12 protein-coding genes are annotated in these 15,860 nt (G+C 29.5%); 9 read left to right on the top strand and 3 right to left on the bottom strand.

Annotation, left to right across the window (positions count from 1 at the left end; genetic code table 11):
• The 7 genes from MC378_RS09090 to MC378_RS09060 all read left to right on the top strand — a co-directional run.
• Positions 1 to 1,206: T9SS type B sorting domain-containing protein (locus MC378_RS09090; protein WP_242178446.1), on the top strand; the 1,206-nt coding region annotated here is incomplete at its 5' end.
• Positions 1,207 to 1,223: 17 nt separating this feature from the next.
• Positions 1,224 to 2,141: a PorP/SprF family type IX secretion system membrane protein gene (locus MC378_RS09085; RefSeq protein WP_242178445.1), complete on the top strand. Its 918-nt coding sequence runs from the start codon at positions 1,224 to 1,226 to the stop codon at positions 2,139 to 2,141.
• Positions 2,142 to 2,158: 17 nt separating this feature from the next.
• The gene (locus tag MC378_RS09080) at positions 2,159 to 4,120 is read left to right on the top strand and encodes an OmpA family protein (RefSeq protein ID WP_242178444.1); all 1,962 of its coding nucleotides are present in this window, start codon (positions 2,159 to 2,161) and stop codon (positions 4,118 to 4,120) included.
• A 115-nt stretch (positions 4,121 to 4,235) separates the two neighbouring features.
• The gene (gene ileS, locus MC378_RS09075) at positions 4,236 to 7,643 is read left to right on the top strand and encodes an isoleucine--tRNA ligase (protein ID WP_242178443.1); all 3,408 of its coding nucleotides are present in this window, start codon (positions 4,236 to 4,238) and stop codon (positions 7,641 to 7,643) included.
• 5 nt (positions 7,644 to 7,648) lie between these two features.
• Complete coding sequence (locus tag MC378_RS09070; protein ID WP_242178442.1) at positions 7,649 to 8,026, top strand: TraR/DksA family transcriptional regulator; 378 nt, start codon at positions 7,649 to 7,651, stop codon at positions 8,024 to 8,026.
• A 57-nt stretch (positions 8,027 to 8,083) separates the two neighbouring features.
• Positions 8,084 to 8,728, top strand: a complete 645-nt coding sequence (locus MC378_RS09065; protein ID WP_242178441.1) for a hypothetical protein — start codon at positions 8,084 to 8,086, stop codon at positions 8,726 to 8,728.
• Between the two features lie 43 nt (positions 8,729 to 8,771).
• Positions 8,772 to 9,392 (top strand): lipoprotein signal peptidase, encoded by a 621-nt coding sequence (locus tag MC378_RS09060; protein WP_242178440.1) that lies wholly within the window; start codon positions 8,772 to 8,774, stop codon positions 9,390 to 9,392.
• A gap of 46 nt (positions 9,393 to 9,438) precedes the next feature.
• Here MC378_RS09060 and MC378_RS09055 read toward each other — a convergent pair whose 3' ends face one another.
• The 3 genes from MC378_RS09055 to MC378_RS09045 all read right to left on the bottom strand — a co-directional run bounded on the left by MC378_RS09055 (position 9,439) and on the right by MC378_RS09045 (position 11,401).
• Positions 9,439 to 10,119: a response regulator transcription factor gene (locus MC378_RS09055; RefSeq protein ID WP_242178439.1), complete on the bottom strand. Its 681-nt coding sequence runs from the start codon at positions 10,117 to 10,119 to the stop codon at positions 9,439 to 9,441.
• 10 nt (positions 10,120 to 10,129) lie between these two features.
• Positions 10,130 to 10,921, bottom strand: a complete 792-nt coding sequence (locus MC378_RS09050) for a sensor histidine kinase (RefSeq protein WP_242178438.1) — start codon at positions 10,919 to 10,921, stop codon at positions 10,130 to 10,132.
• Between the two features lie 87 nt (positions 10,922 to 11,008).
• Positions 11,009 to 11,401 (bottom strand): hypothetical protein, encoded by a 393-nt coding sequence (locus MC378_RS09045; protein ID WP_242178437.1) that lies wholly within the window; start codon positions 11,399 to 11,401, stop codon positions 11,009 to 11,011.
• Between the two features lie 455 nt (positions 11,402 to 11,856).
• On the opposite strand from MC378_RS09045, the gene uvrC reads away from it, so the two are divergent.
• Together uvrC and MC378_RS09035 are read left to right on the top strand one after the other, a co-directional pair.
• Positions 11,857 to 13,653: an excinuclease ABC subunit UvrC gene (gene uvrC / locus MC378_RS09040; RefSeq protein WP_242178436.1), complete on the top strand. Its 1,797-nt coding sequence runs from the start codon at positions 11,857 to 11,859 to the stop codon at positions 13,651 to 13,653.
• Positions 13,650 to 15,848, top strand: coding sequence for a patatin-like phospholipase family protein (locus MC378_RS09035; RefSeq protein WP_242178435.1), 2,199 nt, complete (start codon positions 13,650 to 13,652; stop codon positions 15,846 to 15,848). The genes uvrC and MC378_RS09035 overlap by 4 nt, the downstream gene beginning before the upstream one ends.
• Positions 15,849 to 15,860 lie beyond the last annotated feature (12 nt).

Genomic DNA, 15,860 nt, shown 5'->3' with positions numbered 1-15,860 from the left:
GATACAGATGGCGATAACATTCCAGATTATTTAGATACAGATGATGATGGAGATGGAATAGACACTGCCGATGAAGACATTAATAATGATGGTGATCCAACCAATGATGATTCAGATGGCGATAATATTCCAGATTATTTAGATACAGATGATGATGGAGACGGAGTAGATACTGCCGATGAAGATATTAATAACGACGGTGATCCAACCAATGACGATTCAGATGGAGACAACATTCCAGATTATTTAGACACAGATGATGATGGAGATGGAATAGACACAGTAGATGAAGACAATAATAATGACGGAGATCTAACCAATGATGATGATGATGGAGACGGTATTCCAGATTATTTAGATGCAGATGATACTGACGGAGATGGTATTCCAGATAGTGTAGATTTAGATTCCGATAATGATGGTATTCCAGATTTTGATGAAAATGGAGGAGACAATACTTTAGATACAGATGGCGATGGTATTCCAGATAACTTAGATCTAGATTCAGACGGAGATGGAGTTTCAGATTTAGAAGAATCTGGTTCTGGAGCATCGGATGTTAATGGAGACGGAGTGATTGACGGTTCAGAAACGGGATCAGGAGAAAATGGTTTATTCGATGGTTTAGAAACATTTGATGATAGTGGAAATATAAATTATGAAATCAGAGATACAGATGGAGATGGAATCAGAGATTTCCAAGATGTAGATGATGATGGCGATGGAGTTTCAACAATTGATGAAGATATTAATGGCGATGGAGACCCAACCAATGATGATACAGATGGCGATGGTATTCCTAATTATTTAGATACTGATGATGATGGCGATGGTATTTTAACATTAGAAGAATATATGTTAGATTGTGATTCAGATACGATTCCTGATCATATAGACATAACTAATTGTATTATTCCAAATGCATTCTCTCCAAACGGAGATGGTAAAAATGATACTTTCTTTATACCAACATTAACAAAATATCCAAACTTTAGATTAGAGATTTTTAATAGATGGGGTAATAAAGTTTATGATTATAATAATAAAGGAAGAACAAACCCAGATTGGTGGGATGGTTATTCAACTGGTAGGTTAACTCTTAATAAGAAAAAACCACTACCAACGGCTACTTATTATTATATCATATATTTTAATGATGGTATTAGAGAACCAATAACAGGATGGGTATATTTAAACAGACAATAAACATGAAGGCAATACACATGAAAAAAGTTATAATAATAATTGCAGTTATCATATTTACTGTTTCTGCAAAAGCGCAACAAAACCCACAGTTTACACAGTATATGTATAATATGAACATCATAAACCCAGCTTATGCTGGGTCTTATGATGCTTTAAGCCTTAATTTTTTAGCAAGAACTCAGTGGGTTGGTATAGATGGCGCTCCACAAACATTAACCTTAGGAGCACATTCTCCTGTTGGGAAAAATGTTGGTTTGGGTTTATCTGTTATTATAGATGAAATTGGTCCCGTACAAGAACAAAATCTTTATGGAGATTTTTCTTACACAATAAACGTTGGAAATAAGGCAAAGTTAGCGTTAGGAGTAAAAGCAGGGTTTACTTTTTTTAATGTTTGTTTACCTTGTTTAAACACAGCAGAACCAGATGATGAGGCGTTTATAAATCAAAATGCAAACAAAGTTTTACCAAATTTTGGAGCAGGAGCTTTTTATTATACAAATAATTTTTATTTAGGTTTTTCTATACCAAATCTATTAGAAACATTTCATTTTCAGAAAAAAGGAGGGCAAATTTCAAGAGCATCAGAAACGAAACATTTTTTCTTAACCAGTGGTTATGTTTTTGATATAAATCAAGAGATGAAGTTTAAACCTTCTATTATGGTAAAAGCTGCAGAAGGAGCACCTTTACCTATAGACTTTTCTGGAAGTGTTTTTTTTAACGAGAAATTTGAACTGGGTTTATCTTATAGATTAGACGAATCTTTATCTGCTTTAGCAAATGTTAGAGTTAGAAAAAATTTAAGAATTGGATATGCCTATGATTACACAATTACTAATCTAGGAAATTTCAATTCTGGTTCACACGAAATATTCTTATTATTTAACTTCGATTTTGAACGTAACAAAATAATATCTCCAAGATGCTTTTAGTAATTAATAATACAATTATGAAAAAAACAATACAAATTACAATTGCACTTCTCTTTAGTTCTTTAACCCTATTAGGGCAAACAAAAGAGTCCAAAAGGGCAGATACATACTTTAATAACCTTTCTTATATTTCAGCAGCTAAAGAATACAAAAAATTAGCAAAAGAAAATCCAACAGAACATGTTTTAAAAAGATTAGGGGATAGTTATTATTTTAATGCAATAATGCAAGAAGCATCATCGGCATATGCAGAATTGTTTAAGAAACATCCAGTTCAAACACCAGAATATATTTTTAAATATGCACAAACCTTAAGAAGTATTGGGAAATTTAAAGACTCTAAACAATGGATGGAAAAGTTTCACAGTGCAAAAAAACAAGATGCAAGAGGCGTGAATTTTACAAGTAAAGAAGCTGTTTTATCAGAAATAAAAGACAATAAACCTTATTATACAGTTACAAATTTAAAAGGAGTAAATACAGAGTTTTCAGATTTTGGTGTCACTGAATATAACAATACAATTATTTTTTCATCACCTCAAAAATTAAATAGATTTGTAAAAAGAACTCATACAAAAGATGAAACAAGATTTTTAGATTTGTTTCAAGTGGCTATTAACAAAATAGATTCTTCAGCAAATGTAGCATCCTTTTCAGATGAAATTAACAAAAAATTTCATGAATCTTCTGTGGCTTTTTCTCCGGATCAAAAAACAATATATTTTACCAGAAATAATTTCAATAACGGTGTTTACAAAAAAGATAAAAACGGAATTAATAAATTAAAAATTTACAAAGCAGAATTGGTAGAAGGGAAATGGAAAAATATTCGAGAACTTCCATTTTGTAGTGATGAATATTCTGTTGGACATCCATCAGTAAGTAAAGATGGTAAAAGATTGTATTTTGTATCAGATATGCCTGGTAGCATTGGTGGAACAGATATTTATTATACAGAAATAAAAGAAGATGGTTCTTTTGGATATATCCAAAATTTAGGAATAGCAATAAATACAGAAGGAAAAGAAATGTTTCCTTTTATTTCGGATGATGATATTTTATATTTTTCATCAGACGGACACTTTGGTATAGGAGCATTAGATGTTTTTGCTAGTAAAAAAGACGATAAGGGATTTTATACAACACCCATAAATTTAAAAGCACCCATAAATTCTAAATTGGATGATTTTGCTTTTTCAATGAATCCAATTACTAAAAAAGGGTTCTTATCATCAAATAGAGAAGGCGGTGTTGGTAGTGATGATATTTACTCTATCGCTCAAATAAAAGAGTTAGAGTTAACCAAACCTCCATGTATGCAAATTGTTTTGGGTGTGGTTAGAGACAAAAATTCACAAAAACCATTGTCAGGAGCTAGAGTTGTTTTAAAAGACAGCGAAGGGATGATTTTAAAAGATACTTTAGTTGGAGTATTGGGTCAGTTTAATATTACATTGCCTTGTAATAAGTCTTACTCGGTTGTTGCAACTAAAGAATATTACCAACAAGACGCTTTGGTTTTTGTAACTACAGAAGCTTCTAATTTAAATTTAAATTTAAATTTAGAGATGAGTAATGATTTTACATACAACGAAAGAGGTGAATTAATTATTAGAATTAATCCCATTTATTTTGATTATAACAAATCAAATATTAGAATAGATGCTTCTACACAATTAGATCATATTGTTAGAATCATGAATAAGTATCCAAAACTAGTTATTAGGTCAAGTTCGCATACAGATGCTAGAGGTAAAGATACTTATAATGAAGCTTTATCTGATAAAAGAGCAAAATCTACTGTAGAGTATATTATTTCTAAAGGAATTAATCCTATCAGAATTACAGGAAAAGGATTTGGAGAAAGACAATTAACAAACAATTGTGTAGATAATAATAAGCACACAAATAGGGTAAAATGTACTAAAGATCAACACCAAGAAAATAGAAGAACTGAGTTTGTTGTTATTAAAAAGTAAACTAAAATTCATTAATAATTTTAAGAGCCTTTTTTTAAGGCTCTTTTTTTGTGCCATAAATCAAAGAATTACAAGAAAATCCTTAATTTCGCATTCTTATTAGAAAAGACAGAAAATGAAAGCGAAATTTCCTGAATACAAAGGACTTGACTTACCAAAAATAGCAGAAGAAATTCTAAATTATTGGGAAGAAAATAACATCTTCGAAAAAAGTGTAACCTCTAGAGAAGGCGCAAAACCTTTTGTGTTTTTTGAAGGGCCTCCATCTGCAAACGGTTTACCAGGTGTACACCATGTTTTAGCAAGAGCTATTAAAGATATTTTTCCGCGATATAAAACCATGAAAGGTTTTCAAGTAAAGCGTAAAGCTGGTTGGGATACGCATGGTTTACCAATAGAATTGGGTGTTGAGAAAGAATTAGGAATTACCAAAGAAGATATTGGAAAAACAATTTCTGTAGAAGATTATAACGCAGCTTGTAGAAAAGCAGTGATGCGTTATACAGATATTTGGAATGATTTAACTAATAAAATGGGATATTGGGTAGATATGGAAGATCCGTATATTACCTACGAACCTAAATATATGGAATCTGTTTGGTGGTTGCTAAAGCAGATTTACAACAAAGAATTAATTTACAAAGGCTATACAATTCAGCCTTATTCGCCAAAAGCGGGTACGGGTTTAAGCTCTCATGAATTAAATCAACCAGGAACGTATCAAGATGTTACAGACACAACAGTTGTTGCACAATTTAAAGCAGTATCAAACACACTTCCAGACTTTTTACAAAATGAAGGAACTGTTTATTTTATAGCTTGGACAACAACTCCTTGGACATTGCCAAGTAATACAGCATTAACGGTTGGACCTAAAATTGAATATGTTTTAGTAGAAACGTTTAATCAATATACTTTTGAACCTATTAAAGTAATTTTAGCTAAAAAATTAGTTGGAAAACAATTTGCAGGTAAAAATAATGTTGAAGTAACAACTTCAGAAGAATTAAGTATTTATAATGCTGGTGATAAAAAAATACCTTACCACGTTATTAAAGAGTTTGTTGGTAAAGATTTAGTAGATATTAGATACGAACCCGTTTTAGATTACTGTTTGCCAAACGATAATCCGCAAGATGCTTTTAGAGTAATTGCTGGAGATTTTGTTACTACAGAAGACGGAACCGGAATTGTACATACCGCACCCACTTTTGGAGCAGATGATGCAATGGTTGCTAAACAAGCAGTACCGCCAATTCCGCCAATGTTGGTGAAAGATGAAAATGATAATTTAGTTCCTTTAGTGAATTTACAAGGTAAATTTAGACCAGAAATGGGCGAGTTTGCAGGTAAATATGTGAAGAACGAATATTATCCTGATGGTGAAGGGCCAGAAAGATCTATTGATGTTGAGTTGGCTATTAAATTGAAAACAGAAAACAAAGCCTTTAAGGTTGAGAAATACAAACACAGTTATCCAAATTGTTGGAGAACCGATAAACCAATTTTATATTATCCATTAGATTCTTGGTTTATTAAAGTAACTGATGTAAAAGATAGAATGCACGAGTTAAACAAAACCATAAACTGGAAACCAGAATCTACAGGAACTGGTCGTTTTGGAAACTGGTTAGCAAATGCAAACGATTGGAATTTATCTCGTTCTCGTTATTGGGGAATTCCATTACCAATCTGGAGAACAGAAGATGGTAAAGAAGAAATTTGTATTGGTTCTGTTAAAGAATTAAAAGAAGAAATGGCAAAGGCTGTAGCTGCTGGCGTTTTAGCAAAAGACATTTTCGAAGATTTTGAAGTCGATAACAACTCGGAAGAAAACTATGCGAAAATAGATTTACATAAAAATATTGTGGATGAAATTGTATTAGTTTCAGCATCTGGACAACCAATGAAACGTGAAAGCGATTTAATTGATGTATGGTTCGATTCTGGTTCTATGCCTTATGCACAATGGCATTATCCGTTCGAAAACAAACAAAAAATTGATGGAAACGAATCTTTCCCTGCAGATTTTATAGCAGAAGGAGTAGATCAAACCAGAGGTTGGTTTTATACATTACATGCCATTGCAACCATGGTTTTCGATTCTGTAGCGTATAAAAACGTAGTTTCTAACGGTTTAGTTTTAGATAAAAACGGACATAAAATGTCTAAACGTTTAGGGAACGCAACAGATCCTTTTACAACATTATCAACGTATGGTGCAGATGCAACACGTTGGTACATGATTTCTAACGCAAATCCTTGGGATAATTTAAAATTTGATTTAGACGGAATTGAAGAAGTAAAACGTAAATTCTTCGGAACTTTATATAATACCTATTCATTCTTTACTTTATATACAAATATTGATGGATTTTCTTATGAAGAAGCAGATGTTGCTTTAGAAGAAAGACCAGAAATAGATCGTTGGATTTTATCAGAATTACACACTTTAATTGCTAAAGTTGATAAATTCTACTCAGCATACGAGCCAACAAGAGCTGCAAGAGCCATATCCGACTTTACACAAGATTATTTGAGTAACTGGTACGTGCGTTTAAGTAGAAGACGTTTTTGGAAAGGAGATTATCAAACAGATAAAATTTCTGCATATCAAACTTTATACACTTGTATGAATACAATTGCAAAATTAGCAGCTCCAATTGCGCCGTTTTTTATGGATAAATTGTATCAAGATTTAAATTCGGTAACAGGTAAAGAAACATCAGAAAGTATTCATTTATCTGATTTCCCTGTATACGATGCCAATTTTGTAGATAAGAGCTTAGAGCGTAAAATGGAAAATGCACAAATTATATCTTCTTTAGTTTTATCATTAAGAGCAAAAGAAAAGATTAAAGTGCGTCAGCCATTACAAAAAATTATGATTCCTGTTGATAGTGAGCAGCAAAAAGAAGAAATTTTAGCCGTTGCAAACTTAATTAAAAACGAAGTAAACATTAAAGAGATTCAGATTTTAGACGATGCTTCAGATATCTTAATCAAACAAATTAAGCCAAATTTTAAAACCTTAGGCCCAAAGTTTGGTAAAGATATGCGTTTTATAGCTGCTGAGGTTCAGAAGTTTAATCAAGAAGATATTAACAAAATAGAGAAAGATAAAAACATTTCTCTAGACATTAATGGAAAAAGCATTATTTTAGAACTCTCAGATGTAGAGATATCATCTAAAGATATAGAAGGGTGGTTAGTTGCAAATGAAGGAGCGTTAACAGTTGCCTTAGATGTTACCATAACAGAAGATTTGCGTAAAGAAGGAGTTGCCAGAGAATTGGTAAATAGAATCCAAAATGCACGTAAAGACACAGGTTTAGAGGTAACAGATAAAATAAAATTAACGGTTTTAAATTTCGAGAACTTACAACAATCTATTACAGAAAATAAAGACTATATCATGAGTGAAACTTTAACCAAAGAATTAGTTTTTGTGGATGAGTTAAAAAATGGTACAGATATTGAATTCGATACTGTAAAAAGTAAAATATTAATCGAAAAAATGTAAGAATAATGGCAGACGTAAAGTTAAAATATTCAGACGAAGACTTACAAGAGTTTAAAGAAATTATAGAGAAAAAAATAGCGAGAGCAAAAGATGATTTAGCGTTATTACAGAGTGCTTATAAAAACGATGCAGATAATGGAACAGATGATACCTCTCCATCTTTTAAATCATTTGATGAAGGCTCAGATACAATGGCTAAAGAAGCAAACGTTCAATTAGCTATTAGACAAGAAAAATTTATTAGAGACTTAAAAAATGCATTATTACGTATAGAAAACAAAACCTATGGTGTTTGTAGAGTTACTGGTAAATTAATACAAAAAGAGCGTTTAAAATTAGTTCCTCATGCAACATTAAGTATTGAGGCAAAACGTAAACAATAATATTTATTTATAGTATAATAATTTAAAAAGCTTCTGTAACGAAGCTTTTTTTGTTCAATGAAAAACAATTTTATCATTTTATTTTTTTTAATTTCTGTAACGATTTTTTCGCAAAAAAAAGTCGTTAAGAAATTTCAAACAATAACAGAAGAAATAGAAATTTCAACAATAGGATTAGACGATTTTGTTCTAGAAAACGCCACATCAGATTATATAGAAATTACCTTGTTTGCAGAAGACCCTAATGAGCAACATATTCTTTATCAAGAAGAAAATAGAAAAACCAAAATAGAGTTTTTTTTAGAAGAAATGGAGCATAAAGATCTTGTTTTTAGAAAGTATATTACGAAGAGGTTAAAAAGAGCAAGTGCAATTATTAAAATACCTAAAGGTAAAAGCGTAACGATTTTGGGAGAAAATATAAATATTGAATCTAAAAGTTATAAAGGAGATTTAACTATTTTTATTGAAAAAGGAATTTTAAAACTAAATAAGGTACTCGCAAATGTTTTTTTAGAAATGTATGCGGGAAATGTTTTTGCGGCTTTACAAAAAACAGATATAGAGGTAACCTCTAATATTGGTAAAATAAAAATTGACGATAAATTGGTTGCACAAAAATATCTACAAAAAGAGAAAAACAATCAATATAATTTTAAGATAAACTCTATAAAAGCTAATATTTTCTTAACAACAAAATAAACCCAATATTATTGTTATTTTTGTGAACACAAAACCCAAAAAAATGTCAAAAAAGACACTGGCAATTCTTACCATATTAATAGCAATTGTTTTAGACCAAATAATTAAAGTTTACGTAAAAACCCACTTTTTTTTAGGAGAAGAAGTTGTGATTTTCGATTGGTTTAAACTTCATTTTGTAGAAAATAATGGAATGGCAATGGGCTTTGAGTTTGGAGGTAAGGCTGGTAAGTTATTTTTAACCTTATTTAGAATTGTTGCAGTAGCTGCACTTATTTATTGGCTATCTCAAAATATTAAGAGAAAAGTACACAATGCAGTTATTATTGCGATTGCTTTAATTTTTGCAGGTGCTGTTGGTAATATTATAGATTCTGTTTTTTACGGTGTTATCTTTGATACACCAGATGGTAAAAATGTAGCTACTCTTTTTGCAGATAATCCTTATGGTGAGCTATTTCATGGAAAAGTGGTGGATATGTTTTATTTTCCTTTTATAGAAAATGCTATTTTACCAGAATGGATTCCTTTTGTAGGAGGTGAGATGTTTACTTTTTTTCAATATATATTTAACCCTGCAGATGCTTTTATAAGTATTGGCGTTGCATTATTATTTATTTTTAGTAAACAGGCTTTCCCTAAAGAAGAAATAATTAAAGAATAATATTAAAAGTTAAAGGATTTAGCTCGTTTTGTTATTCCTTAAGAGTTTAGAGATGAAAATCTGGAGTAATTTCAATTATTTTTTTTTGAATACTATAAATAATTAATCCTGCAACATTTTTAGATTTTGTTTTTATGAGAAGGTTGTTTCTATGCCCTTCAACGGTTCTTGGGCTTAAAAAAAGTTTTTTAGCAATTTCTGCAGTGGTGTATTGCTCGAAAATAAGTTCTAAAATTTCAATTTCTCTTTTAGAAAGTAAATTTTTGTCTAGATCGCTTTTAATACGTTTACCACTTGATGATTTAATGTTCTCATGAATAATTTTTAACACTTTTTCATCATAATAAAACCCTTTTTTAAAAACCTCATTAATGGTGTGAATTACCATTTTGGAACTTGTATTTTTAAGGAGGTATGAAGAGGCTCCAACATCTATCATATTTGTTATAAAAGATTTTCCATCATAGCTTGTTAATGCAATTATTTTAATATTTGGGTGTGATTTATGTATAAACTTAGTAGCTTCAATACCATTCATTTCAGGCATTTTTAAATCCATTAAAATAATATCGGGAATAATTTTTGTAGTAGAGATATAGCTGATTAATTTTTTACCGTTTTTTGCTTCATAACAAACATTTAAATTGCTTTCTCGTTCTAATAAAAATTGCATTCCTTTCCTAAAGAGTTCTTCATCATCTGCTATGGCAATATTAATTTTTTTCATAAACTTAGGTTTATATTATAACGACTATTTTAAAGCCTTTACCAGTTTTACTTTCTGTACTATATGTTCCATTTAATAAAGAAACTCTACTTTCTATATTTTTCATACCAAGGCCTTTTTTGCTCTTAATACTCTCTGAATTAAAACCAACACCGTTATCTGTATAGTTAAAAATTAATTGATTGTTTTTATAGGAAATAGTAATAGTACTATTATTTGCTTTTCCGTGTCTTACAGAGTTATTAATTAATTCTTGAGTAATTCTAAATAAATGCAATTCGTTTTGAGGAATTAGAAGTTTATTAGGATAATTTATGGAGTATTCAATATTAATTTTTCTACTATTATTAAAAGAATCAGCTAGTTCTTCTATAGCGTCTTTTAATCCAAATTCTACTAGTATTGGAGGCAATAGATTGTACGCAATTTTTCTAGCACTTTCTAAGGTTTTGCCTGTTGCTTCTAAAATATCATTATGAATGTTTATAGATTCCTCTAGAGTTAAGCCCCCATCTTTTAAAAGGTTTGTATTTAAATTAATAATATTTAACTTAGAACTAATATCATCATGTAGGTCTTTGGCAATACGCTCACGTTCCTTTTCTTGGGTTAAAATAATAGATTGTATAATTTCTTTTTGATGATTAATTTCTAGTGAATTTTTCTCTAATTCTTTTTCTACTAATTTTTTTCTTGAGAAAAAGAAAAACAGAAGGAATGCAATTCCCATTAAAAGAAGTAATAAAACCCCTATTAAAACGATAATTATTATTTGGTTTTCTTTTGTAAAGAGTTTATGCATTTAAGAGGTTGGAAGTTGAAAAATGAAAACGAAGTTACAGAAAATAATATTATAGTTAATTGATTCTTTTTGTATTTGCCTAATATGTTAACGATTCGTTCTAGGTTTATTTTTAAAAGTTAAGTTTAAGGGAGGCCTAAAGTTTTTATACCATTCCACAAAAATTAAAATTTGGAAAAGGAGGTATAAAAAAGAATTCATATTCCAAACGTATAATTTTAATGTTCTAGTTCCAATATTTCCTAAACTAAAAATTAGCGTACTACAAAGTGTGTATATAAAGAAACCAGAATTAAAATAGATATACTTTTTGTCTTTATTATTATCTAGTTTTTTTACAAAAAAGAAAAAACTATAAATTAAGAGAGGTATTGATGTAATGGCAATTTCTAAAACATTCCATTCTTTTAAGAGTTTTGGATTTTTATTTAGAAACAGCCCTAATGAAATTGCTACAGTAAAGGTTAAAACCCTGTTCAAATATTTGATTTTTTTTAAACTGTTTAATTTAAAAAAGAATAGGCTTAAAAAAATAAATTGTCCAATAAAAAAATAATGACTCAAAAAAAGGTTGTTTTGTCTTAAATCGGATAACAAACTAGAGAAAAGTTGAATAAAAAAACACAAGATTAAATACAGAACAAAATACTTTAATGCTTTGTCTTTCTTATGATAACTTATTGTAAATAGAAGGGTATTTATAATTAAAAAAAAATAGCCAGCATTTGTAAGAAATGTATCAAAGCTCATTTAAAATGTTTTTCCCGTCATTTAAATTAAGTTTTTAGGTGGTTTTTCATAGGTTATAAAGTTATTGAAAATAAATAGAAGCATCGTATTAATACCCAATTTTTTAATTTTAAAAAAGCTGTTTTTTTTATTGATATTATGATCTTCTTCTTATTTTTTTAATGTAAAAAACGTAATTTCGTTTTATGACTTCATCTTTAGATCTTCAAATTAAAACTTTACCTAATGAACCTGGAGTTTATCAATATTTTGATAAAGAAGATGTTATTATTTATGTTGGAAAAGCTAAAAATTTAAAGAAAAGAGTTGCCTCTTATTTTAATAAAAATCATGAAAATGGTAAAACAAGAGTTTTAGTAAAAAAAATTGTTCGTATAAAACACATTGTTGTTAATACAGAAACAGATGCGTTATTATTAGAGAATAATTTAATTAAAAAATACAAACCACGCTACAATGTTTTACTAAAGGATGATAAATCATATCCTTGGATTTGTATCAAAAAAGAACGTTTTCCAAGAATTTTTTTAACAAGAAGGGTTGTAAAAGACGGTTCTGAATATTTTGGACCTTATACATCTGTAAGAACGGTAAGGGTGTTGTTAGATTTAATTAAAGAATTGTATCCGTTAAGAACCTGTAATTACGACTTAAGTCAACAAAACGTAAGCGAAGGAAAATACAAAGTTTGTTTAGAGTATCATTTAAAAAACTGTAAAGGAGCCTGCGAAGCCTTAGAAACAGAAAGTCATTACAATAATTCTATCAAAGAAATTAGAAATATTATTAAAGGAAACTTTAAAGAAAGTCTTGATAAATTTCAAAAAATGATGCTAATTTTTGCAGAAAAAATGGAGTTTGAAGAGGCCCAAAAAATTAAAGAGAAACTAAACTTATTAAGTAATTATCAGTCTAAATCTACCATAATAAACCCTTCTATAAATAATGTAGATGTTTTTTCTATTATTTCTGATGAAACTCATGGCTATGCAAATTTTTTAAAAATATCTAACGGTTCTATCATTCAGTCGCATACTACAGAAATCAAGAAGAAGTTAGACGAAACCGATAAAGAATTATTAGAGTTGTTTATTGTAGAAATTAGACAACGTTTTGACTCTCAATCATCAGAAATTTATGCGCCTTTTAAAGTAGATTTAGGAGAAAATGTAAAAGTTACTGTTCCTAAATTAGGTGATAAAAAACGTATTGTAGAGCTGTCGGAAAGAAATGCAAAATATTATAGACAAGAACAATTTAAACAGGTTCAAATTGTAGACCCAGATAGACATGTAAAACGAATTATGGCTCAGATGAAAAAAGATTTACGTCTTTCTGTTGAGCCAAGACATATTGAGTGTTTTGATAATTCAAATATTCAAGGTACAAACCCTGTAGCGGCTTGTGTGGTTTTTAAAGATGGTAAACCTAGTAAAAAAGATTACAGACATTACAATATAAAAACTGTTGAAGGTCCGGATGATTTTGCCTCTATGGAAGAGGTTGTTTATAGAAGATACAAGCGTTTATTAGCAGAAGATGAGCCTTTACCACAACTAATAATTGTGGATGGAGGAAAAGGACAATTATCATCCGCATTAAAAAGTTTAGATGTTTTAGGATTAAGAGGAAAAATTGCCATTATTGGGATTGCAAAAAGATTGGAAGAAATTTATTATCCAGGAGATCCCATTCCTTTATACCTCGATAAAAAATCTGAAACCTTAAAAATCACACAGTATTTAAGAAACGAAGCACATCGATTTGGTATTACATTTCACAGAAATAAGCGGAGTAAAAGTGCCATTCATTCTGAACTAGAGCAAATTCCGGATGTTGGTAAACAGACTATTACAACTTTATTACGTAAATTTAAATCGGCTAAACGCGTTAAAGAAGCTTCTTTTGAAGACTTAAAAGAGGCTATAGGTAATGCAAGAGCTATAAAAGTACATCAATATTATCATCCCAAAAAAGAATGAAAAAGAAAGTAGTTTATCTGTTTTTAATTTTATCAACAGTCGTTTTTAGTCAGCAAAAACAACCTAAAATTGGGTTGGTTCTAAGTGGAGGTGGAGCAAAAGGCTTTGCACACGTTAGTGTTTTAAAAGAAATAGACAAAGCAGGAATACAACTAGACTATATTGGAGGTACAAGTATGGGAGCCATTATTGGAGGTTTGTATGCAGCAGGGTATTCTGGTTTACAAATTGAAGAAATTATAAAGAAAACCGATTTTTTAACGCTTATAAGAGATTTATTACCAAGGAGTTCTTCTCCTTTTTTTGATAAAGAATATGGAGAAAAAACAGCAATTACTTTACCTGTAAATAAAGGTAAAATAGGATTACCCAAAGCTGTTTCTAAAGGTCAAAATGTTTTAAATCTCTTGTTAGAGTTGTTTGATTCAACAGATACTATTACTGATTTCTCAAAACTAACAGTTCCATTTTTTTGTATTGCCACAGATGTAGAAACAGGTGGTGAAGTTTTATTAGAAAAAGGATCATTGCCATTAGCACTAAGAGCAAGTGGCTCTTTTCCTACTTTATTAAACCCAGTAGAAATAGATGGTAAATTATTGGTTGATGGAGGAATCGCTAATAATTTTCCGGTAAGTATAATGAAATCTAAAGGAATGGATATTGTGATTGGTGTTGATGTAGAAGGTAAATTATTTAAAAAAGACAAACTGAACTCAGTAGTTTCTATTTTGAATCAGATCGTTAGCTATACAATGTATAGTAAAAGCAAAGAAGAAAAAGAAAAATTAGATGTATATATTCGCCCTGATATTCTTGATTATAATGTGGTAGACTTTGATAAACAGGATGAAATTTTTAAAAAAGGAGAGGCAGAAGCAGCAAAATTCAGTGAAGTTTTTAAAGCATTAGCAGCAAAACAAATTCATAAAAAACCAAAAGCACATTTAAAAATTAATAGAGAAAAAAGAGTTATTTCTAAAATAAATATTGATGGTATTGAAAACTATACAAGAGCTTATGTGCTAGGTAAATTAAAAATAAAACTAGGCGATAGTATTTCTAGAAATGAAATCACAAAAAGAATCTACCTTCTTTCTGCAACCAAAAATTATGAAAGAATTGAATATAAATTCATAAAAAATAAAGATAAAACATATCAACTAAATTTCTTAGTAGAGGAATCTAAAGAGAATGCCTCTATAAAACTTGGTGCTCATTATGATCTTTTATACAGGTCAGGAATTCTTTTAAATTACAATCAGAAACACTTATTAAGTAATAACGATTTGTTTTCATTAGATTTAATTTTAGGAGATAATTTAAGATATGATTTAAGTTACTTTGTAGATAATGGTTTTTATTTGAGTTATGGTTTTAGGTCTAGGTATAATCACTTTAGTGCAAATTCTAAATTTAAACCTGTGCTTACTCAATACCCAAATATTAATAATGCAAATATTAAATATACTGATATTACCAATCAATTTTTTATTCAAACAACTTTTGATAGAAAATTTGCTTTAGGTTTAGGAATAGAGCATAAACATATTAATGCATCTACAGAAACAGTTACTTTTAATAACCATAGCCTAACAATAGATAGAAGCAATTATTTTAATGCTTTTGGATATTTAAAATTAGATACTTATGATAAAAAGTATTTTGAAACTCAAGGGTATTTTGCAGATTTAAATTTTAAATGGTATGTGGCATCCTCAGATTATAATAATAATTTTGATAGTTTTGCGCAAGCAAAAGGAAGCTTGGGGTTTGCAACTACTTTTGGAGATAAGTTTACTTTTCAAATGAAAAGTGAAGCAGGCTTTACTTTAAATAGCTCTGGAGTAGATATTTTTGATTTTTATCTTGGCGGATATAATCAAAATTATATAAATACATTTTTTTCTTTTTATGGATATGACTTTGCAGAACTTTCAGATAAGAGTTTTATAAAATCAGAATTTAATTTTAGATATAATTTTGCAGAGAATCATTATGCTATGTTCATTGCAAATTTTGCTCGGTTAGATACGAATGTTTTTAGAGATATAGAACTTTTTAAAGATGTCTATTCGGGTTATGCTTTAGGTTATAGTTATAATACTTTAGTGGGGCCTATAGAGTTAAAATACAGTTGGTCTCCAGATAACAAACAAAGCTATTGGTTATTTAATTTAGGATTTTGGTTTTAATAAACGTCTATA

Origin of the sequence: Polaribacter marinus, assembly GCF_022662535.1 — a bacterium.
Taxonomy (GTDB): domain Bacteria; phylum Bacteroidota; class Bacteroidia; order Flavobacteriales; family Flavobacteriaceae; genus Polaribacter; species Polaribacter marinus.
Note: the sequence above shows the minus strand (reverse complement) of the source record. Positions and strands in the feature narration are given on the sequence as shown.